General features: G+C 32.7%; 17 protein-coding genes and 1 tRNA gene. 10 read left to right on the top strand and 8 right to left on the bottom strand.

The genetic code is table 11. The annotated features are described in order from the left end of the window. Positions 1 to 13 precede the first annotated feature (13 nt). Both BWZ22_RS08895 and BWZ22_RS08890 read left to right on the top strand, forming a co-directional pair. Positions 14 to 451 carry a nitrophenyl compound nitroreductase subunit ArsF family protein gene (locus BWZ22_RS08895; protein ID WP_076699437.1) on the top strand — a complete coding sequence of 146 codons (438 nt, stop codon included), beginning with the start codon at positions 14 to 16 and terminating at the stop codon, positions 449 to 451. Further along, positions 452 to 1,162 carry an aromatic aminobenezylarsenical efflux permease ArsG family transporter gene (locus BWZ22_RS08890; protein WP_076699436.1) on the top strand — a complete coding sequence of 237 codons (711 nt, stop codon included), beginning with the start codon at positions 452 to 454 and terminating at the stop codon, positions 1,160 to 1,162. It begins immediately after the preceding gene. Between the two features lie 55 nt (positions 1,163 to 1,217). On the opposite strand, the gene BWZ22_RS08885 is transcribed toward BWZ22_RS08890, so the two are convergent. The 3 genes from BWZ22_RS08885 to BWZ22_RS08875 all read right to left on the bottom strand — a co-directional run bounded on the left by BWZ22_RS08885 (position 1,218) and on the right by BWZ22_RS08875 (position 5,106). Beyond that, positions 1,218 to 1,300 (bottom strand) — tRNA-Tyr (locus BWZ22_RS08885). Between the two features lie 148 nt (positions 1,301 to 1,448). Further along, positions 1,449 to 4,199, bottom strand: coding sequence for a TonB-dependent receptor (locus BWZ22_RS08880; RefSeq protein ID WP_076699432.1), 2,751 nt, complete (start codon positions 4,197 to 4,199; stop codon positions 1,449 to 1,451). A gap of 43 nt (positions 4,200 to 4,242) precedes the next feature. Then, entirely contained in the window at positions 4,243 to 5,106 is an 864-nt protein-coding gene (locus BWZ22_RS08875) for a GLPGLI family protein (protein WP_076699430.1), read from the bottom strand. Between the two features lie 159 nt (positions 5,107 to 5,265). On the opposite strand from BWZ22_RS08875, the gene BWZ22_RS08870 reads away from it, so the two are divergent. The 7 genes from BWZ22_RS08870 to BWZ22_RS08840 all read left to right on the top strand — a co-directional run bounded on the left by BWZ22_RS08870 (position 5,266) and on the right by BWZ22_RS08840 (position 14,258). Beyond that, positions 5,266 to 6,045, top strand: a complete 780-nt coding sequence (locus tag BWZ22_RS08870; RefSeq protein WP_076702396.1) for a hypothetical protein — start codon at positions 5,266 to 5,268, stop codon at positions 6,043 to 6,045. Positions 6,046 to 6,047: 2 nt separating this feature from the next. After that, the gene (locus tag BWZ22_RS08865) at positions 6,048 to 6,662 is read left to right on the top strand and encodes a deoxynucleoside kinase (protein ID WP_076699429.1); all 615 of its coding nucleotides are present in this window, start codon (positions 6,048 to 6,050) and stop codon (positions 6,660 to 6,662) included. 322 nt (positions 6,663 to 6,984) lie between these two features. Beyond that, a complete protein-coding gene (locus BWZ22_RS08860) occupies positions 6,985 to 7,230 on the top strand; it encodes a thioredoxin-like domain-containing protein (protein ID WP_076699427.1) in 246 nt (81 codons plus the stop codon). Between the two features lie 77 nt (positions 7,231 to 7,307). Continuing rightward, positions 7,308 to 10,106: a pitrilysin family protein gene (locus BWZ22_RS08855; protein WP_076699425.1), complete on the top strand. Its 2,799-nt coding sequence runs from the start codon at positions 7,308 to 7,310 to the stop codon at positions 10,104 to 10,106. Between the two features lie 127 nt (positions 10,107 to 10,233). Next, positions 10,234 to 10,680 carry a protein-disulfide reductase DsbD domain-containing protein gene (locus BWZ22_RS08850; protein WP_076699423.1) on the top strand — a complete coding sequence of 149 codons (447 nt, stop codon included), beginning with the start codon at positions 10,234 to 10,236 and terminating at the stop codon, positions 10,678 to 10,680. 25 nt (positions 10,681 to 10,705) lie between these two features. Beyond that, positions 10,706 to 12,676 carry a cytochrome c biogenesis protein CcdA gene (locus BWZ22_RS08845; protein ID WP_076699421.1) on the top strand — a complete coding sequence of 657 codons (1,971 nt, stop codon included), beginning with the start codon at positions 10,706 to 10,708 and terminating at the stop codon, positions 12,674 to 12,676. A gap of 70 nt (positions 12,677 to 12,746) precedes the next feature. Further along, the gene (locus tag BWZ22_RS08840) at positions 12,747 to 14,258 is read left to right on the top strand and encodes an aminotransferase class V-fold PLP-dependent enzyme (protein ID WP_076699419.1); all 1,512 of its coding nucleotides are present in this window, start codon (positions 12,747 to 12,749) and stop codon (positions 14,256 to 14,258) included. A 99-nt stretch (positions 14,259 to 14,357) separates the two neighbouring features. Here BWZ22_RS08840 and BWZ22_RS08835 read toward each other — a convergent pair whose 3' ends face one another. The 5 genes from BWZ22_RS08835 to hutH all read right to left on the bottom strand — a co-directional run bounded on the left by BWZ22_RS08835 (position 14,358) and on the right by hutH (position 22,455). Further along, positions 14,358 to 16,694: a sodium-translocating pyrophosphatase gene (locus BWZ22_RS08835; RefSeq protein ID WP_076699417.1), complete on the bottom strand. Its 2,337-nt coding sequence runs from the start codon at positions 16,692 to 16,694 to the stop codon at positions 14,358 to 14,360. 287 nt (positions 16,695 to 16,981) lie between these two features. Beyond that, positions 16,982 to 17,509 carry an inorganic diphosphatase gene (locus BWZ22_RS08830; RefSeq protein ID WP_076699415.1) on the bottom strand — a complete coding sequence of 176 codons (528 nt, stop codon included), beginning with the start codon at positions 17,507 to 17,509 and terminating at the stop codon, positions 16,982 to 16,984. 195 nt (positions 17,510 to 17,704) lie between these two features. Further along, positions 17,705 to 18,955, bottom strand: a complete 1,251-nt coding sequence (gene hutI, locus BWZ22_RS08825) for an imidazolonepropionase (RefSeq protein WP_076699413.1) — start codon at positions 18,953 to 18,955, stop codon at positions 17,705 to 17,707. Then, entirely contained in the window at positions 18,955 to 20,952 is a 1,998-nt protein-coding gene (locus tag BWZ22_RS08820; RefSeq protein ID WP_076699411.1) for a urocanate hydratase, read from the bottom strand. Before BWZ22_RS08820 ends, hutI begins: the two co-directional genes overlap by 1 nt. A 6-nt stretch (positions 20,953 to 20,958) precedes the next feature. Further along, positions 20,959 to 22,455: a histidine ammonia-lyase gene (gene hutH, locus BWZ22_RS08815; protein ID WP_076699409.1), complete on the bottom strand. Its 1,497-nt coding sequence runs from the start codon at positions 22,453 to 22,455 to the stop codon at positions 20,959 to 20,961. Between the two features lie 81 nt (positions 22,456 to 22,536). Here hutH and BWZ22_RS08810 point away from each other — a divergent pair, with 81 nt between their 5' ends. Next, entirely contained in the window at positions 22,537 to 23,418 is an 882-nt protein-coding gene (locus tag BWZ22_RS08810; protein ID WP_076699408.1) for a LysR family transcriptional regulator, read from the top strand. Positions 23,419 to 23,480 lie beyond the last annotated feature (62 nt).

Raw genomic sequence — 23,480 nt, 5'->3', positions numbered from 1 at the left:
TAAATCTATAAAAATGAAAACTTTTAAATTTTTAACCATCATTTCAATAAGCCTATTTTTAGTATCATGTAATGGGCAAAACAAAAAAGAAAAAGAATCTATTGACACATCTATTTCAAAAATTGAAGTATTAGATTTTCACTCTACACACAGATGTATGACTTGTAATGCTATTGAAGCCAACACAAGATTCACACTTAACACCTATTTTTCAAAAGAATTAAAAGACGAAAAAATCATCTTTAAAGTAATTAATGTTGATGAGAAAGAGAATGAAAAAATAGCCGAAAAATTTGAAGCTTCTGGAACTTCTTTATTTATAAATGTGATTAAAGACGGCAAAGAAACAAAAATTGACTTGACTGATTTTGCGTTTATGAATGGAAATGACCAAAAAACATTTTCAAAAGGGTTAAAATCAAGATTAGAAACTGAATTAAAAACACTGTAAATGGAGGTTTTAAAATCTCTTTTAGAGCAATACAACATTCCTATTTTATCGGCATTCATTCTTGGATTAATGACTGCTATTAGCCCCTGCCCTTTAGCAACAAATATAACGGCTACCGCTTTTATATCTAAAAGTATTTCTAGTAAACAAAAAGTATTTTTTAGTGGCTTACTCTATTCTGTTGGTAGAGGTTTTAGCTATACTGTCATTGGTTTAATTTTGTTTTTTGGAGCAAGCAAATTTCATATTGCTAAATTTTTTAATCAAAATGGAGAAAAGTATTTAGGCCCTATTTTAATTATTATTGGTTTAATTATGCTTAATGTAATAAAACTGAATTTTTTAGGAAAGTCTAGTTTTCAAGAAAAACTATCAGAAAAATTTAAAGACAAAGGACTATTAGGTGCTTTTTTAATAGGCGTTATTTTTGCCTTAGCTTTTTGCCCTTATAGTGGTGCTCTTTACTTTGGCATGTTAACACCAATGACCATTGCTTCTGCTAACGGACTTTACTTACCAATAATATTTGCTTTTGGTACGGGCTTACCAGTAATTCTTTTTACCTATTTGCTAGCCTACACTGCTGGTAAGGTGGGAGTATTTTACAATAAAATTACACAGATAGAAAAGGTTATGCGAACTATAGCTGGTGTTGTTTTTATAATAACAGGCTTATATTATATTTCAATTTTTATTGGGTTATTGAAATGAGTTTCAATTTTTTTGAAACAAAAAAGTCTACACTGTTATGTAGACTTTTTTTATGTGGGAAGAGCAGGATTCGAACCTGCGAAGGTAAAAACCAACAGATTTACAGTCTGTCCTCGTTGGCCGCTTGAGTATCTTCCCAAAACCGAGCGCAAATATATTATTGTTCTTTAATTTATACAAAATAATAACAGATAACTTTTTCAAAAAAAGTATGAGAATCGTTTTCTGAAAAAACACCTCTATGACTATTTCTTAACGCACCTCTAAAACTGGCTTATTTAATTCCCTACAAACTATAAATAACTCTAAAAGTTACAAATCTTGGTAGTATAAATGTTGATGAGTTAGACACTGCAAATGTACCAACGTTATTATTAATATTGGCATCAATATTTAACAGGTTGCTTGCTTTAACTTCAAACTCCCATTTAGAATCTTGATTTTTTCTGTAAGCTAAACGGGCATCCCAAGATTGATATGATTCTGACTCGCCATCAACATCTTGATTGGTATACGCATAATCTGTTACAAAAGTTAAAGAATCCCATATATAGGCATCAAAACTAATTGATGGTGCGTTTCTTATAATTTTTGTGTTTCGCGTACCCTGATCTGTATTGGTTACAGAATAGGTATACCTTAATCTAATATTTGGTGCTTCATTAAAATTAGTTCTAATTTCTGGTCTGTAAGTTTGAGAAAAGCTCTTACTTTCAGATTGTCTATCTTCAATAAATTGATTCTTTAAACTGTAATTAAGATTAGCGCTAAGTCCGGTTCTTATTTTTCCAAAAGTACGTTGCCAACGCCCAGAAGCAGAAAGAGACTCATCTGCAAATTGCGAATTAAAATAGGTACTGGTGCTAATTACATTTTCAAAATTAGCTATAGAACGGATTTGGTCTATATTTTTAGAGTAATTAATAGTTGCAAAAACATTGGTATAGTTAAACAGATTAAAACTTCTGTATCGTAATGTTAAATTATGAGACAATCCGTTTTGTAATTCTGGGTTACCATAAGACAAATTATCAAAACTATTTAAAACCAATCCTCTAGCAATATTGGTTACATCTGTAAATTGATTACTCATTTTATAGTTAAACTGAAGGCTCTCTGATTTTTTAAATTGAACACGCATTTCAAATTCTGGTAAAATTCTAAAAAAGTTATCTTCATATTTTTCTCCAAACTGAATATTTTGGTTGCCATAGGCATGCAAAGATATTCCGGGTCTAAATGTAAATATACCTAAACGCAAATTATACCTAGCCCCAAGATAAACATCACTAAAATTGTAACGCGTATCATTTGCAGCAGTTAACAAATCACCTTCTTCATCTACTATAGTTGGTGTTGCATCAAGCGTTTCATCATCTTCTAAAAACTGAAAGATGTTAGAGTTAAAATCTTGTCTACTAAATATGGTTCCTAAGGTTAGATTTATATTACTTTTTGAGTTTAAAATATTATAATAATCAAATTTTGCATCTAATTGATTAGATTTAACACGCTCATCTTGCCCTAGATTGTAGTAATCTAAACTACGGTCTAACCCTAATTGTTCTGCGGTTTCATCATAGGCGTCTTCATCATCAGTTCCGTTATTTGTAGGATCATTATTTAAATACGCATCATAAAAAGGGTCTTCATCTTTTAAAACATGTAATGCTTCTAAAGCAAAAATATTATTTTCATCAAGCGTGTAATAATATTTTAAATTTTGAGTAACACTAAAAGGTGTTGCCTCTTCTAATTGGTTTGTGCTACCAATAACCGAAGACAACTCGGTTTGAGCTTCAGAGTCTTTAGAAAGACTAGCTAAAACATCATAATCTACTTGATTATTAATATTTGGTTTATAAGAAGCGCTAAGTTTAACTAAACCTTGGTCTGAAGATTCTTTACCTGTATTAACGGTTTCCTCATCTGGAATTCCTAAATCAGGGTCTGTGTATCTTATAAAACTTTCTTGTCTTGTGCTAAGGCGGGTACTATTAAAAATTAAGAATCCACTTAAATCTAACACTTTATTAGGTGAATAACTAAAGTTGGTTGCTGCTAATTTTGCTTCTACTTTTTGTGAGTTAGAAACACTTGTTAAACCACTTAACCCATTATCTCCTAGATTTAAACTGGTGCCACTATCTCTACTTGGTGCTCTAAACCCTCCTCCAAAATTACGTACTTCTCTATTGGTTAATGCAGGCTCTCCAATATTATTTAAGTCACTAATAAGGTTTATACTGTATTTTGGATTATAATAAAACAACTTTGGCTGTACTAGATATAAAGCATCATTTGGGGAAGGTGCTGCACCCGCACCCACTTTAACATCGCCAAACCAAAAATTTTCCTTGCCTTCTTTAAGTTTCACATTAATGGCGTAATTATTTTCATTATTCTCTACGCTTTTTAGCTGGCTTACTTCAGAAAAATTACGTAAAACTTCTATCTTATCTACGGCATTAGAAGGTATATTTTCTGTAGCTAATTTAGAATCGCCATCAAAGAAATCTTTTCCGTTAACGGTTACTTTTTGCACCACGGTACCTTCCACTTCAATTTGTCCGCTATCATTAATTTCTACTCCAGGTAGTTTTTCAAGGACATCTTCTAGCTTTCGTTCTGAACCATTTTTAAATGAATCTGCATTATAAACTATAGTATCTCCTTTTACTGTTACGGGCATTTCATAAACCAGTTTTATAGCATCTAGGGCATTGTCGTTTTGTAAAATAAAATCTTCTACAAGGTTACTTTCTTTGGTTTCTATAAGTTTTTCTCCTGTTTTCATTCCTATATAGCTTATTTGTACTTTATAGGTAGAATTTGGATTTAAACTAAGTCTATATCTCCCATCTGGACTTGTAATACCATAGGCATCTAAAACTTTTGTTTCTTGATTTATAGCTACAACATTGGCTAGTTCTAATGGACTACCAATACTATCTTTTACTACACCTTCTAATTTTACTTGCGCATAAGATGCCAGACTTGTTACGAAAACAAGCATTAATGATATTTTAAATTTCATGAAAATGAATTGAGCTTATTTATTATAATTATTGGAAATACAATTATCTTCTACCCCCACCAGGACCACCTCTTCTGTTTCTGAAGTTATTTCTAAGTTCTTCAGTTTTTTTCTTTACTATCTCGTTGTATTCTTCTTTACTTACCTCTTTACCTTTTTTAGGCACTTTAATTGTAGTTTTTTCTTCTGGGTTCATAACTATTTTTGAACATAAAATAGTTGTTTTACCGGCATTAACTTCTAAAATTAAACCTGGTAACCCCCAGTATTCTCCTGGTCCTTGGTTTATAGGAATTTGCATAGTATACCACGCTACTATATTAATTTCTTTAAGAGCTCCTATTTCACTTTCGGTTTCTTCCGATTCTTCTCCATCTCTTTTAGGTGGTCTAAAATCTTCAAAACCTACTGCTTTAGACTGAATAGTTGCTGTTGCTTGAAAGCAAGTATATTGGCCAATTTTTTTAGTTTCACCTGTCATTTTCCATTCATAAACAGGCAATTCATCTTTAACTAAAAATTGTTTACCAAAAAATTCTTGCTCTTGTAACAAATCTTTTGTTTTTATATTTTTATAAAGAGGCCCTCCAGTAAAGCTACTACTCATCATACTAAATCCACGTCCACCTCCACCACCTTGTCCTGGTGTTTCTAATGTTTCTTCTTCTTTATAAATAGATTCTGTTTGATTAAAGGTAAGTTCATAATTTTTTTCAAACATACTTTTTAATCGCTCTTGCATTTGTTTTTTTCTGTCTTCAGGCATATCTGGTCTGCCAAAATTATCTACATCTACAGATGTTTTAGACATGTAAAATGCTTTACCCTGAAAGTTTTGTGCTTGAGAAACACTAGCGGTTATAAATAATAATGCTAAAAAAATAAGTTTTGTATAATTAGCCTTCATTTGAAATGATTTAAGTATTCTATATTAGATAGAAGTAAGACCACAAAGTAAAACAAAGGTTTAACCATAAAACGTTAAATGATTCTTAAAATATTATATTTATTTAACCCTAAATTAATTTACCTTAAACGATTAGATTTTTGTACTTTTCAAAATAACATGAAATATTTTATCTTTCTTTTTTTATTAATATCGCTTTCAATGCATTCTCAAAACAGCATTGAAGCCACCCCTATTAAAAGCATTGATTTTAAAGCAGATAGTATTATTTCTATAGATAATTTTGGTTCTGTATATTATCTTAAAAATAATACATTTTATAAAAAAAGTAATAACAAAACCATCTCATACAACAATTTACAATTAGGAAATATAAGTTCTGCCCATTCATACAACCCTTTAAAAATCAATCTATTTTATAAAGATTTTAACACCGTATTGGTGCTTGACAACAGACTAGCAGAAATTTTTAAAATTGATTTTAATAATATTCAACCCTATAAAAACATTAGTCATATTTCAAGTGGTTTTGATAATACACTTTGGGTATTTAACATAGACACGCAACAGCTAGAACTTTACAATTACAAAAAAAACACTACCCTAGCCCATTCACTACCATTAAAAGGCAAAATATTAGACTTAAAAAGTAATTACAATAGCGTTTGGTTACTTACTACCAACTACATTTACAAGTACAATTATTTTGGAAATTTACTCAAAAAAGTAAAAAACAATGGATACACAGAATTGGCTGAAAGCAACGGAAACATTATATTAAAGAAAGAAAACGCTCTTTTTTATTTAAAAAAAGATGCTGAAAACCCCCTTCCAATTTTGCTGCCAAATTTGTTAATAAATCAGTTTTTTGTAACCAATGAAACCTTGTATATTTACCAGAATCAAAAACTACAACAATTTCAATTAAAAATTAACTAAATATGCATATTGCGATTGCCGGAAATATTGGCGCTGGAAAAACAACCCTAACTAAACTGCTAGCAAAACATTATAAGTGGGAAGCCCAATTGGAAGATGTTGTAGACAACCCATACCTAGACGATTTTTACAACCAAATGGAGCGTTGGAGCTTTAATTTACAGGTGTATTTTTTGAATAGCAGATTTCGTCAGGTACTACAAATTAGGCAAAGTGGCAAAGACATTATTCAAGATAGAACCATTTATGAAGATGCTCATATTTTTGCCCCTAACCTACATGCTATGGGTTTAATGACCAATCGTGATTTTGAAAACTACTCTTCACTTTTTGAATTAATGGAATCATTAGTTCAAGGTCCAGACCTTTTAATTTACTTAAGAAGTTCTATACCAAACTTAGTAAAACAAATTCATAAACGTGGACGCGATTATGAAAATACTATTAGCATTGATTATTTAAGTAGATTGAACGAGCGGTATGAAGCTTGGATACATGGCTATAACAAAGGAAACTTAGTCATTATTGATGTTGATAATTTAGACTTTGTAGATAACCCCGAAGATTTAGGGAATATTATAAATACCATTGATGCTGAAATTCACGGGTTGTTTTAAAATGCTAACGCCTTCTGCGTTGACCTGAATATTCCATAGCTTCTCCTTTGCCAAAACCATAACTAAAACCAAAGGTTATAAAACGACCTCTTTGACTTTGGTTATATAGATAAAAATCAGCCTGAATAGTTTCAGATTTTTCAATTCTTGATGCAAATAAATCTCTTGTATTAGTGTAAATTAAAAACCCTTTGAAATAAAAATAAAGACAGATGCATCATCGTCAAAACCCTCTCTTATTTTTTGGTAAGCAATGCGCATTTGAGATTCAACTGTTTTAACAGATATATTTAAACGGTTAGCAAGTAAGAATATTCATTTTGTGAGTATATCACTAGATAAACCCAAAAATCATAAAAAATGGAAGACTATGATTAAAAAAGAAAAACTTAAAGGTATTCAGTTATTAGCTGATAATGATTTTCAGTCAGAATTTGTAAAAGACTATGTCATTAAAGGCATTCCTTGGTTTATTCTTCTAGATCCTAATGGAGTAATTATTGATGCAAATGCCCCAAGACCATCTAATGACAAACTGATAGAAATTTTTAACACACTTAAACTTTAAATAAATTAACATTTTATTAATAGGGGGAAGCTAAAATTATAACGTCTATACTACAACAAACACATAAAAAACTATACATGAAAAAATTATCAGCTTTATTCCTACTGTTAAGCATAAACCTTTTTGCTCAAAATTTATCTGCTCCAATACCAGTAGACAAAACCATAAAAAAAGGCGTGTTACCTAACGGATTAACATACTATATAAAAAGTACAGATGTTGTAAAAAACGCTGCTAGTTATTATATAATTCAAAATGTAGGATCAATCTTAGAAAACGACAACCAACAAGGATTGGCTCATTTTTTAGAACACATGGCTTTTAATGGTACCGAAAATTTTGAAGGAAAAGGCATTTTAAATACGTTTCAAGAAAAAGGGTTAGTTTTTGGTAGAGATATAAATGCATACACAAGTTTTGATGAAACTGTTTATAATATTAATAATGTACCAACATCACCAGAATTAATAGATAAAGGCTTACTAGTATTACATGATTGGTGTAATTATTTGCTATTAACTGATGAAGAAATTGATGCTGAAAGAGGCGTAATTAAAGAAGAATGGCGTACACACCAAAACGGACAAATGCGCTTATTTGAAACATCATTACCAATAACTTTTAATCATTCAAAATATGCCAACAGATTACCTATTGGCTTAATGAGTATTGTTGAAAATTTTGAGTACAAAGCACTACGCGATTTTTATCATGATTGGTATAGAACAGATTTACAAGCTATAGCTATAGTAGGCGATATTGATGTTAATGAAATTGAAACAAAAATTAAAAAGCTTTTTTCTAAAATACCAGCAGTAGAAAACCCAAGAGAACGTTTTATTGTTGAAATACCAGAAAACAAAGACATGTTATATAGCTTAGGTATGGATAAAGAAGTCTCTACAGCTATGATAAATTTTGGTATTCGTCATAAAAAATCTTTAAAAGATCAAACTGTTGAAGATTTAAAGAACACTTTATTAGAGTCTATGGTTACTAATATGCTATCTGCAAGAATAAGTGAAGTAGCACAAAAACCAGATGCTCATTTTTTAGGAGCTGGTTTAAGATATAGTGCTCTAACAAGAGCTAATAATGTTTTTAGTATTAGAATAAGCCCTAAACCAGGAGAACAACAACAAGCATTCTCTGAGGTATTAACAGAAGTTTATAGAGCCGTTAAATTTGGTTTTACACCTTCAGAAATTAACAGAACTATTAAAAAGTTTTCAAACCAATATGAAAACCAAATAGCTAAAAAAGACGATCAAAAACATGGTACTTTAATTAACATAATAAAAAACAATTACTTAAATAACATAACCATTTCTGACATTGAAAAAGAATATGAAATAGCTAAAGAACTATTTAACTCTTTTACACCAGAAACACTACATAACACCATTAAAAGGCTTTACACTAAAGAGAATAGGTTTTTAAATGTCACAGGTGTTGAAGGGCAAAATAACTTAACCGAAGAACAAGCCCATAATATTATTAATGCAGTTGAAAACAACCCAAATCTTACACCTTACACAGAAGCATTTGAAGGTAAAACTTTAATCTCTGGGTTAAGTATAAACAAAGGAAGCATAGTAAATACAGAAAAAAATGAAACTCTTAGTTCAACAACCTACACTTTAAGTAATGGTATTAAAGTACATTATAAATTTGCCAACAAGCAAAAAAACACAGTTGCTTTTAACGCTATAAGTCATGGAGGATATTCATTAATAAAAGATGAAGATTTACCATCTGCTAACCTAGTGGGCAATTTAATATCAATGTCTGGATTAGGAGAATTTTCAGCAACAGAACTATCTAAAGTTTTAGCAGGAAAGTCAGCTTCAATGTCGCCAAGTATAAGTGAAACAACAGAAAACCTTAAAGGATCTTCAACTACTAAAGATGTAGAAACCATGTTGCAGTTAGCACACTTATACTTTGTTAAACCTCGTTTTGATGAACAAGCATTTCAAGTATTGCAAGGTGGCATTAATAATTTCTTAATTAAAAGAAGCAAAGATATTGGTGAGCAAATAAAAGACAGTATAACAACAACCTTATATGGCAATAATAATCCTAGAAAAAGAATTTTTAATCAAGATTTTGCAAAAGATATTGATTTTAACAAAATAAAATCTGTGTATTTAGACAGATTTGCTAATCCAGCAGATTTTGAATTCTTTATTGTAGGTGATGTAAAAGCAGATCAACTAGAGCCTTTACTGTCAAAATATATAGCTAGTTTACAAACTACAAAAGATACAGAATCATTTAAAGATGTATCGCAACCATGGGCAAGCAACAACGTAGATGAAGACATATACCTTCCTATGGAAGACCCTAAAACCAATGTTAACATGGCATTTAAAATAACTAATGATTACACTGTTAAAAACAGCTATGTAACCAGAGCATTAGGTGCTATTATGCAATTAAGGTTAACAGAAACATTGCGTGAAGAAGAAGGTGGTGTTTACAGCCCAAGAGCTCGAGCTTTCTTAACCAAAGAACCTAAAGTTTTATCTTATCTATCCGTTAATTTTGATTGTAATCCAGATTTAGCAGAAAAACTTATAAGTATTGTTCATAACGAATTATCTAAAATAACAGCAGGAAATATTAAACAAGAAGATTTAAATAAAACCCTAACCAGTTATAAAAAATCTAGAGAACAATCTAAAAGTAATAACAATTATGATATGGCTTTATTAACAACGTTTTATAGAGACGGATATAACATGAACAACCCTAAAAACTTTGAAGATATTGTAAATAATATAACCACACAAGATATTCAGGCTTTAGCTAAAAAACTTCAAAGTAACGGGAAATCTTATGAAATAGTATTTAAACCCAACAACAATTTATAATCTTTCTTTATACATTTGTTTTAGTGTGATTTTTTGAGTTAGTCAGTCAATAAATTTATTTTTAATTAAGAAAGATGACAAAAGGGTTATCGTAAAACATAACCCTTTTTAAAACAATTAAACAATTATGAAAAAATTACTAATATTATTAGCATTAGTGTGTTTCGCTAATGGTTTCGCTCAAATTTTAGATCCAATAAAATGGTCAACTTCCGTTGAAAAAATTTCAGATACAGAATACGAATTAATTGCAACTGCAACTATTGAAGAAAATTGGCATTTATACTCTCAAACCGTGCCAGAGGGAGGCCCTATAGCTACTAGTTTTACTTTTGAAAGTAACGGTAATTACTTAAAAAAAGGTAATACCAAAGAGGAAAAAGGTCATACCGTTCATGATAAAATTTTCGATATGGAAATCAAATTTTTTAAAACACAAGCAGCTTTTAAACAGCGTATTAAACTAAAAGGAAAAACACCTTTTAATATTAATGCTAGTGTTGAATTTATGGTTTGTGACGATGCCCGTTGTTTACCTCCAACTGAAAAAGAACTCACCTTTGCTATTAAATAATTTCCTTAGCTCTAAATTATTTTACATGAAAAAATTCGTTTTTATACTCGCTTTGTGCTTTTCAATATTTGGTAACGCACAAATAGTAGACCCCGTAAAATGGGATACATCCGTAGAAAAACTAACAGACACAGAATATATGTTAGTTGCTAAAGCACAAATAGAATCTGGGTGGCATTTATACTCACAAGACGTGCCAGAAGGTGGGCCTATAGCAACCAGCTTTACTTTTGATGATGCTAATGGCAAAATTACTTTAATAGGAAACACCTTAGAAGAAGAAGGGCACTCTGTTAATGATCCTGTTTTTAATATGGTTATTAAGTTTTTTGAAAACGAAGCGGTATTTAAACAAAAAATAAAAGTATCAGAACCTGTAGAAAACATACAAACCTTTGTTGAATTTATGGTTTGTGATGATACTAGATGTTTACCTCCTACAGAAGTAGACCTAACATTCAACATTAACTCAAGCAGCAGTTTAGAAAAAACTAATACAACAGTACAAAGTAACACAGAGTCAACGCCTCCAGTAAAAGAATCAAAAAGTTTATGGGGTATATTCTTTATAGCTTTTTTCTCTGGCTTTGCAGCCCTTTTAACACCTTGTGTGTTCCCAATGATTCCAATGACAGTGAGCTTTTTCACTAAACAAAGCAAAAATAAAGCAGCAGGATTAAGAAACGCCATTATTTATGGCATATCTATTATTGTTATCTATGTCCTTTTAGGGATCTTAGTAAGTTTAATTTTTGGTGCCGATGCTTTAAATGCCTTATCTACCAATGTTTGGTTTAATATAGCTTTCTTTATTTTGTTAATAATATTTGCAACTTCCTTTTTAGGAGCTTTTGAAATTATGCTACCAAATTCTTGGGCAAACAAAGTAGATTCACAAGCAGATAAAGGCGGACTAATAGGTATTTTCTTTATGGCCTTAGCCTTAGCTATAGTATCATTTTCTTGTACAGGTCCTATTGTTGGTACTTTACTGGTTGAAGCTGCCTCAGGCGGTAGTCAATCCGGACCAATAGTGGGTATGCTAGGGTTTTCATTAGCTATTGCGTTACCATTTGCTTTATTTGCAGCTTTCCCTGGGTGGTTAAATTCTTTACCAAAATCTGGTGGTTGGTTAAATACTGTTAAAGTAGTTCTTGGCTTTTTAGAACTTGCTTTAGCATTCAAATTTTTATCTAATGCAGATTTAGTATTGCAATTACACTGGTTAGAAAGAGAAGTATTTATTGCTATATGGATTGCCATTTTTGGCGCCTTAGCATTGTATTTATTTGGAAAAATACAACTCCCTCATGATTCGCCATTATCCCATATTTCGGTAGGAAGACTTAGTTTAGGTTTACTAGTACTAGCCTTTACCATATATATGATTCCAGGCTTATGGGGAGCACCACTAAATTTAATAAGTGCTTTTCCGCCACCACAACATTATAGTGAGTCGCCTTATGGTGTTGGTTTTACCCAACTAGGTTCAGGAAATACAGCATCTAATAATCATGAAAATTTACCAGATGGTGCTCATTTAATGCCACCTCACGATATATTAGCTTTTAATGATTATGATAAAGGTTTAGCCTATGCTAAAAAGGTAGGAAAACCAGTTATGATTGATTTTACAGGACACGCCTGCGTAAATTGCAGAAAAATGGAACAGAATGTTTGGGTAAAACCTCAAGTATTAGAAAAACTTAAAAATGATGTTGTTCTTATTTCTTTGTATGTAGATGATAAACGTAAATTAAAAGACAATGAAATTGTAGACTCTAAATTAAGACCTGGAAAAAAGCTTAAATATATTGGGCAAAAATGGAGTGAATTGCAAACCATTAAATACAAAGCCAATACACAACCCATGTATGTATTAATGAATCATAACGAAGATAATCTTGTAGAGCCTGTAGCCTATACACCAGATGTAGATGAATACAACTCTTGGTTAGAAAAAGGAATCTCTAATTTTAAACCAGAAGGTAAATAAACTACCTTAATTGTTGTATAAGCATCAATTAAATAACTAAAGTGATTTTTTCATAAAAATAAATCTAATTATGAATGTTACAGCAAAAGGATTTGATTCTAAACTTCAAAAAAACACCAATTTAGAAGCTTATTTTGCACCCTTTAGAGAAAACACCATTGGCAACAATCAATTTTTTGAATCGCCTTACGGCAGAAAAAAAATTATATATGCCGATTGGACAGCAAGTGGCAGATTGTATCGCCCTATAGAAGAAAAAATCCTTAATGAAATTGGTCCCTTTGTAGCTAACACACACACAGAAACCTCCATTACAGGATCTGCTATGACACTAGCCTACCACAAGGCAAGAAACATCATAAAAAAACACGTAAACGCCTCAAAAGATGATGTACTTATCACGGTAGGCACAGGCATGACGGGTGCTATCAATAAATTTCAGCGCATTTTAGGCATTAAACTCAATGAGAATTTAAAAGATCACACGGTTATTCCTGAAGAAAAAAGACCCGTCATTTTTGTATCTCATATGGAACACCACTCTAACCAAACTTCGTGGTTAGAAACCATTGCTAAAGTAGAAGTTATAGCCTCAAACAAAGCAGGCTTACCCTGTACAGAAAACTTAAAGCAACTCATTGAAAAATATAAAGAATGTCCCATAAAAATAGCAGCAATCACGGGATGCTCTAATGTAACTGGTATAAGAACTAATTACTACGATATTTCTAGAATAATGCATGAAAACAATGGACTTTGTTTTGTAGATTTTGCATGTTCTGCTCCTTATGTTAATATTGATATGCATCCAGAGAATAAAGATGAGTATTTAGATGCTGTCACCTTTTCTCCGCATAAGTTTTTAGGTGGACCAGGAGCTTCAGGAGTCTTAATATTCAATAAAAAATTATATAAAAATTTGGTACCAGATAACCCTGGTGGTGGTACTGTATCTTACACAAACCCCTGGGGCGACCATGATTATATTGATGATATTGAAACCCGAGAAGATGGAGGTACTCCCGGTTTTTTACAAGCTATTAAAATTGCGCTTTCTATTCAACTAAAAGAAACAATGGGTGTACAAAATATTTTAGAAAGAGAGCACGAATTAAATAGCATTATTTTTGAAAAACTCACAGAAATACCCAACCTTAAAATATTAGCTCCTAACCACAAAGACCGCTTAGGGGTATTCTCATTTTATATTGATGATGTACACTATAATTTAGTAGTAAAACTTTTAAACGATAGGTTTGGAGTACAAACTCGTGGCGGTTGTAGTTGTGCTGGTACTTACGGACATTATCTGCTTAATGTTGACCAACATACATCAAAATCAATAGAAAAAAAGATACTTGAAGGCTGTTTAATAGAACGCCCAGGTTGGATACGTTTGTCTATTCACCCTACTATGACTAATGAAGAAATTAACTTTATTTGTGATGCTATAAAACAAGTTGCAGAAAATCACTCTGAATGGAGTAAAGACTATCAATACTACGCTTTAAAAAATGAGTTTGTTCATAAAGCTAACCTGATTATTGAAAAAGATATTACAAAAAGTTGGTTTAATTTATAAATCTAATAATAAATAAAAAACCACATCTTTCTTGTTTTAACACAAGAACCGATGTGGTTTTCTTAATTTAGTTAGTCTTATTTAGTTTAGTTGATGGTTTTAACCATTATTTTTCAAAGCATCAATACTTGCTTGCACTTTATTTTCATCACCTTCAAAAGTTTGATAACTAGTAGATTGCTCACCGTTTTCAGTAGTAACCATAGTAACAACTGCTTTTACAGTTCCATCGTCATTATTAGTCATATTCACCTTAATTTCTTTTGAAACCTCAACCATTTCAACAGTATCATTACTATTATCATTGTAAGCTTGAACTGCTTCACCTGAAATTAAACTAGGCGCAATTACCAAAGCAACCACACTCATTAATTTTAATAAGATATTTAATGAAGGCCCCGAAGTATCTTTAAACGGATCTCCAACAGTATCACCTACAACAGCTGCTTTATGAGCATCAGTTCCTTTTCTACCTTGTTCCTCTATAGTTTTTTTAGCATTATCCCAAGCACCACCAGCGTTAGATTGAAAAATAGCCATTAACACTCCACATGTAGTAACCCCAGCTAGTAAGCCTCCTAACATTTCGGCGCCACCAATAAATCCAACAGCAACAGGAACCGCAATAGCTAACAAACCTGGTAGTACCATTTCTTTTATAGAAGCTTGTGTTGAAATAGCCACACATTTATCATATTCTGCAACACCATTAGCTTCATCAAATATTTTTCTATCAGCATCGGTTGCTTTACTCATATCAGAATCATATTTACGCATAACTTCAAGAGCTGCTTTTAGTTTAGGAATATCTCTAAACTGACGACGCACCTCTTCTATCATAGCCATAGCTGCTCTACCAACGGCATTCATCGATAATGCTGAAAACACAAATGGCAACATCCCTCCTACTAATAATCCTGCCATAATATCTGGTTGAGATACATCAATAGATTTTACTCCTGCCGTTTCCATAAAAGCTGCAAAAAGAGCCAAAGCTGTTAAAGCTGCTGATGCAATGGCAAATCCTTTACCAATAGCTGCTGTAGTATTTCCTACAGCATCCAACTTATCAGTACGTTCTCTTACTTCACTAGGTAATTCTGCCATTTCAGCAATTCCACCGGCATTATCAGAAATAGGTCCGTAAGCATCTACAGCCAATTGAATTCCTGTATTAGCAAGCATACCAACGGCAGCAATAGCAATACCATATAAACCAGCAAAATGGTGTGATACCAAAATAGCTGCAGCAATTAAAATAATAGGAATCATGGTAGACATCATTCCGGTTCCTAATCCTGCTATGATATTGGTTGCAGCACCAGTTTCAGATTGTCTAACAATAGAATTTACAGGTTTTTTACCAGTTCCTGTATAATATTCTGTTATTTTACCAACCGCTAAACCAGCTATTAAACCAGCTATTACAGCAATAAAAACACCTGTAGAACCATTTGGTAAACCCGTAGTGCCTTCAAGCATAATATCGATAATAAAATAAGAAGCTATTACCATTAGAATAGCAGAACCAAATTCACCAAGATTTAAAGCTTTATGAGGAGAACCACCATCTTTAACCTTTACAAAAAACGTTCCTATAATGGACATAATAATACCCACCGCAGCTAAAACCAATGGTAAATATACAGCGCCTAAACCATCAAAATTTCCGGTAGTAATTAACGCTCCTAAAACCATGGTACCGATGATAGAACCTACATAAGATTCAAATAAATCAGCTCCCATACCAGCAACATCACCAACATTATCACCTACGTTATCTGCAATTGTTGCAGGATTTAATGGGTGATCCTCAGGAATACCAGCTTCTACCTTACCTACTAAATCGGCACCAACATCGGCAGCCTTAGTATAAATACCACCACCAACACGCGCAAATAGGGCAATAGATGACGCTCCTAGCGAAAACCCTGAAAGCACATTAAGTACTTCATTGATGCCCCAACCCATTTCGCTATAAATCATAAATAGTCCACTAAGCCCTAAAACACCTAAACCTACAACACCAAGACCCATTACAGCACCTCCTGCAAAAGCTACTTCTAACGCTTTTCCAAGAGATGTTCTAGCAGCACTTGTAGTTCTAACATTAGCTTTGGTAGCTACTTTCATTCCTATAAATCCAGCTAAAGCAGAACATATAGCACCTACAATAAATGATACAGCCACCATGCCGTTAGAGCCTGCTTCATTTGTTCCTTTAAAATATAATAAGACGGCTACAGCTATAACAAAAATTGATAATATTTTATACTCCGCTTTAAGAAAAGACATAGCTCCATCAGCTATGTTTTTAGCTATTACTTTCATTGTATCAGTTCCCTGATCTTGTTTAGATACCCAAGCGCTTTTAATAAAAACAAATGCCAAGGCAACAACACCAAAAAGCGGTAAAAAGTCTACTATTATTTCCATATGTAATTAGTTATTATGATTAGTCTGTTCTTCTAAGAGAAGCTAAAAATAGGAAAATAAAAGTGATAAAAAAAGCCCTTATAAATTAAAGATTAAACATTTAAATAGTATATAAATTATAATATCAATAATACTATGATTTATGTTAGGTTTTATTTGTTTTTTTAATAAAAATTACATGTGGAAAATTAGATATTGTTGGTGCAGTAACCTTTTTAAAAAACAAAAGCCACCTTAAAATTTTAAGATGGCTTTTGTTTTATGATAATTATTTTTTACCTAACAATTTAGATTACGAAAGTGCGTTTTTTCTTGTGTTCGCTATTATCATAACGATCTACACATTCTTTGTAAATTTTTATAGCTTCTGCAGCATTTCCCCATCCACCAACATCTACTTTCTTTTTCTCTAAATCTTTGTAAACCTGAAAGAAATGTTCAATTTCTTTTAATCTATGAGGGTTTAAATCTGCTATATCACTTCGTTGACTCCAAACAGGATCTGAAACTGGCACACAAATTATTTTTTCATCTGGTCCTTTTTCATCAGTCATATGAAACACACCTACTGGTCTTACTTCCATTACCACCATTGGGTAAGATGGCTCTGTTGATAAAACTAAAACATCTAATGGGTCATGATCTAAAGCCAATGTTTCTGGAATAAAACCATAGTCACCAGGATACATCATAGAAGAAAATAATGTACGATCAAAACGAATTTTATTCAACGTAAAATCGTATTCATATTTATTTCTACTTCCTTTAGGTATTTCAATTAAAACATCAAATGTTAAGTCTTTTTTCTTACTCATAATATATTATATATTTGGGATACAAATGTACTGAAGAGATATGCTTTTAACAACAATAAATTCGTACATTTTTATCTTTTTACAAAAGCTTAACTAAAACATAAAATAAAACATGCTTTTACAAAAAGCGTATCTATATTTTACTTCTTATTCTGATATTCTCAATTCTCACCAAAATATTTACATGTTTTTTTTTTATAAAAAGCCTTCATTAGAAACTTCTACTCCCTTTAAATACACCTTTTCAACTTTATTTTCTCCAAAAGCATATGGTATAAATCCGTACGAATTAATTGGTTTAGTAACTATTAAGTTAGCCATTTTCCCTTTGGTTATAGAACCTACTTTATTTTGAAGCCCCATAGCATAAGCACCATTTATTGTAGCCGCATTTATAGCTTCTTCTGGTGTTATTTTCATTTTTACACAAGCCGAAGACACTGCAAAATTCATATTCCCCGAAGGTGAGGATCCTGGATTATAATCGGTTGCCAAAGCCAAAGGCAACCCTTCATCTATCATTGTTCTAGCGGGTGTATAAGGAATGCTTAAAAAGAAAGAACAACCCGGTAATGCTACAGGCATGGTTTTAGTGTTTTTTAAAGCATTAATATCTTCAACTCGCATTTCTTCTAAATGATCTACCGATAACGCATTATATTTAACCCCCACTTGCACGCCGCCAATAGCAGTGAATTGATTCACATGGATTTTAGGAATTAAACCGTATTGCTTTCCAGCTTTTAGTAAACGCTCAGTATCATTAATCGAAAAATAACCTGTTTCACAAAACACATCTATAAATTGAGCTAGATTTTCTTGTGAAACGATTGGCAAAATTTCATTGATAACATAATCGATATAGCTTGTTGTATTTTGATATGACTTTGGTAAAGCATGCGCCCCTAAAAACGTGGCTTTAATTTCAATAGGATAATTTTCATTTAGCTTTTTGATAACCCGAAGCATTTTTAATTCGGATTCTTTTGTTAATCCGTAGCCCGATTTTATTTCAACAGCCCCCGTACCTAAACTAATAATTTCTTCTAACCTTACTTTACTTTGATTGTATAACTCATCTTCAGAAGTGTTTTGTAAAGTTTTTGCTGAATTTAAAATACCTCCCCCTTTTGTAGCAATCTCTTCGTAGGTTAACCCTTTAATTCTATCTACAAACTCGCTTTCTCTGTTGCCTGCGTACACCAAATGCGTATGAGAATCGCACCAAGTGGGCATAAGCATTTTTCCTGTGCAATCAATAACCTCTTTAAATGCACCTTTAGGACAAGAATTCATACTTCCAAAATCTGCAATGAGTCCGTTTTCAACTAATAAAAATGCATTTTTTATAGTAGGTAAAATAGCCATCTCTTTTCCAGAAACAAACTGAACAGGTTCGTTTCTAACCTGAAGTAATTCTTTTATATTTTTGAATAATATTGCCATTAAAACAATTTATTTATAATGTTATCGTCTACTAAGTTAGGTAAAGTTATTTTTAAATTTGGTGTACGTTCCATTTCACGCTTAATGGCAAACATAGCCTCATTATTTCTTGCCCAACTTCGTCTTGCTATACCGTTATTTACATCATAAAACAACATGCTTTTTAAACGTGCTTCGGCCTCTTGTGTACCATCTAACACCATTCCAAAACCACCATTAATTACTTCACCCCAACCAACACCACCACCATTGTGAATAGACACCCAAGTGGCACCTCTAAAACTATCGCCAATTACATTTTGAATAGCCATATCTGCTGTAAATTTACTGCCATCGTAAATATTAGAGGTTTCCCTAAACGGAGAATCGGTACCGCTTACATCGTGATGATCTCTACCTAAAACTACAGGTCCAATATCACCTTTAGCTATTGCATTATTAAACGCTTTTGCAATTTTCATTCTACCTTCGGCATCTGCATATAAAATACGTGCTTGCGAGCCCACTACCATCTTGTTTTTCTTAGCATCTTTTATCCAGGTAATATTATCTTGCATTTGCTGTTGAATTTCTGCTGGCGAATGCTTCATAATACCCTGTAAAACCTCGGCAGCAATGGCATCTGTTTTATCTAAATCTTCTGCTTTTCCCGAAGTACACACCCAACGAAACGGTCCAAAACCATAATCAAAACACATAGGTCCTAAAATATCTTGCACATAAGATGGGTATTTAAAATCGATGCCATTTTCCGCCATAACATCTGCACCAGCACGCGAAGCTTCTAACAAAAAGGCGTTACCATAGTCAAAAAAATACGTGCCTTTTTTGGCGTGCTTATTTATGGCTGCTGCATGTCTTCTTAAGGATTCTTGCACCTTTTGTTTGAAGAGCTCAGGTTCTTCTCTAATCATTCTATTAGATGCTTCGTAAGACACACCAACAGGATAATAACCTCCTGTCCATGGAATATGAAGCGAGGTTTGATCGGAGCCTACATGAATAAATATATCCTCTTCATAAAACCGCTCCCAAACCTCAACCACATTACCTATAAAAGCAATAGACACCACTTCATTATCTGTTTGTGCTTGCTTAACGCGATTTACCAAATCATCAAGATTATGAACAAGCACATCTACCCAACCTTGTTCATAGCGTTTTGTAGCCGCTTTTGGGTTTACTTCGGCACAAACCGTAATACATCCTGCAATATTTCCGGCTTTGGGTTGTGCCCCACTCATCCCCCCCAATCCAGCCGTTAAAAATATTTTCCCGTTGGAAGTTTCGTTTGGTTTTAAAATTTTTCTGAAGGCATTCATCACCGTAATGGTTGTACCGTGTACAATACCTTGCGGACCAATATACATAAACGATCCCGCAGTCATTTGCCCGTATTGTGTAACGCCCAACGCATTATATTTTTCCCAATCATCGGGTTTTGAATAATTAGGAATCATCATGCCATTGGTTACCACCACTCGTGGTGCATTTTTGGAAGAAGGAAATAATCCCATAGGATGACCAGAATACATATGCAAAGTTTGCTCATTGGTCATGGTAGCTAAATATTTCATGGTTAATAGATACTGTGCCCAATTTTGAAATACCGCACCGTTTCCGCCATAGGTAATTAATTCTTCAGGATGTTGTGCTACGGCAGGATCTAAATTATTTTGAATCATAAGCATAATAGCTGCTGTCTGAACCGTTTTTGCAGGATATTCTGCAATGGGTCGCGCATACATTTTATATTTAGGTTTAAACCTATACATGTAAATTCTACCAAAAGCATTTAGCTCATTAGCAAATTCTTGGGCCAATTCTTGATGCCAATCTTTAGGAAAATATCGCAACGCATTCCTGATAGCAAGTTGCTTTTCTTTTACCGATAAAATATCTTTCCGTTTAGGTGCTCTGTTTGCATCTTTTGGATAATCTTGTTTAGGTGGTAAAGCACTTGGAATCCCTTGTAATATTTGGTCTTTAAATGTCATTTTTAATTATCTTAAGTTGAATACTCGTCTTTTTACCAAGCCAATCATTTTATCAATATCGTCTTTTAAGGCTCTATCGTCTTCTAATTTTGGGACTTCGTTTCTAATGATTTTAAAATTATCTTCAATAATATCAGAAAAGGTATTGGGCCTTCTAAATTCTAAAGCTTGTGCACCATACATTAGCTCTATGGCTAAAATTTTCTCAAGATTATCAAGAATTTGATTGAATTTTCTACCCGAAATACTTCCCATAGACACATGGTCTTCTTGTCCTAATGATGTAGGAATACTATCTGCCGAGGGGGGAAAACACAAGGATTTATTTTCGGTTACCAAAGCTGCAGTAGTGTACTGCGGAATCATAAATCCGGAATTTAATCCGCCTCCGCCTGTGGTTAATAATCTAGGTAAGCCAAACTTACCTTCTAACAACAAATAGCATCTTCTATCGGAAATATTACCTAATTCCGCAGCAGCAATTGCATTATAATCTAAAGCCATAGCAAGTGGTTGTCCATGAAAATTTCCTCCAGAAATGGCTTCAGTTTCACTTAAAACAATTGGATTATCGGTTACCGAATTCATTTCAATTTCGGCTAATTCTTTTAAATGATAGTAGGCATTTCTAGAGGCTCCATGCACTTGAGGAATACAGCGCATAGAATAAGGATCTTGCACACGTCCGCAATTTTGATGCGCATCTACATTTTGCGATTTGTACAACAACATAAACATACGTTCTGCAACTTCTATGGTGCCTTTATAGGGTCTAATATTATGCAATTCATCTTTAAATGGCGAAAAGCTACCCTGATAACCTTCAATACTCATGGCGCCAGCAACATCGGCTAAGTCTAATAAATATTCCATTTTATGTAAACCCACAATGGTATGTGCCAAAATAAATTGTGTACCGTTTATTAAACCAAGCCCTTCTTTTGCTTTTAATTCTAGAGGTTTTAGTTGATGTGTTTTTAAAACCTCATGAGCTGGTTTGGTTTCCTTACCAACCCAAAATTCACCTTTACCAATTAGCGGCAAAAACAAGTGCGACAAAGGAGCTAAATCGCCCGAAGCCCCTACAGAACCTTGCTCTGGCACCACAGGTAACAAATCATTCTCAATAAAATACACAATACGTTCAATAAGTTTTAATCGTACACCAGAGTACCCTTGACATAGGGCATGCACTTTACAAATCATCATAATTTTTGACAATTGCTTATCAATAGGTTTACCCACACCAACAGCGTGGGTTAACAGTAAATTTTCTTGTAATTTATTGGTTTGTTCGGGGGTGATTTGTACATCACATAAAGGTCCAAAGCCAGTATTTATTCCATAAACTGGTTTTTTGGCATTGGCAATAGTATCAACATTTCGTCTGCTATCCACTACTTTTTCTTTTGCTTCTGGAGTAATTTCAGCCTGTAATTTACCATTGGCAATGTTCATAACCTTTTTAACTGTAAGTGTATCTATTCCGTATTTAAAACTCATTTCTATTCGCATTTTTACTTAACCAAAGTTATTTTTATTTTTAATGCTTAAAAAGACTATCTTAGTCATTATTTGATAACCATGAGTAATCAATTAGAGTTAAGACATCTAAAATATTTTTTGGCTGTAGCCGAAGAATTACACTTTAGACGTGCTGCTGAACGCTTGTTTATTTCGCAACCAGGATTGAGCCGACAAATAAAACAAATGGAAGATGATTTAGGAGTTACACTTTTTGAACGTCATAACCGCAAAGTACAACTTACCAAAGCTGGAACATATTTAAAAAAAGAGCTTTCTCTTACGTTAAAAAATTTAGACCAAACATTAAAGTATGCCAAATTACTACATGATGGTAAAAAAGGCGATTTAAAACTAGGCTACGTAGGTTCTGCCATGCAGAATATTATTCCTAATTTACTTTTAGACTTTGAGGAAAAACAACCTAATGTAGTTTTTACACTAAAGGAATTAGATAATGACACCCAAATACAGGAATTATTAGCATTTGATTTAGACCTAGGCTTTGTACGACTAGAACGCGTACCAAAAGGCTTAGCTTTTAAACCTATTTTAAAGGAGTCGTTTTGTTTGGTGCTACCAAAACATCATCCCGTTACGAGTGATACTTTTAAATCAATGGCGCAACTTAAAGATGAATCATTTATTCTTTTCGACCCCAAATACAGCGCCTCATATTTTGAAAAAGTAATGCAAATATTTGATGATAGTAGTTTTACACCAAACGTATCACACAATACCATTCATGCAGGTTCTATTTACAAATTAGTTGAAAATGGTTTTGGTATTTCTATTGTACCAGAATCATTAACAACAACAGATAATAAAAGCATAAAGTTTATTGAATTAAAAAGAATAAAGCAGAAAACTACACTGTCGGTGGTTTGGAATAAAAGTAGCAGAAATCCTATTTTACAGAAATTTTTAGAGTTGATATTGTGAATGTTATATTCATTCTACAGTAAAGATTAATTTTAAATAGTTGTTTAAAAAACAATCTAATA

The organism is Seonamhaeicola sp. S2-3 (genome assembly GCF_001971785.1).
GTDB lineage: Bacteria > Bacteroidota > Bacteroidia > Flavobacteriales > Flavobacteriaceae > Seonamhaeicola.
The sequence above is the reverse complement of the archived record's forward strand: the minus strand, read 5'-3'. Positions and strand labels throughout refer to the sequence as shown.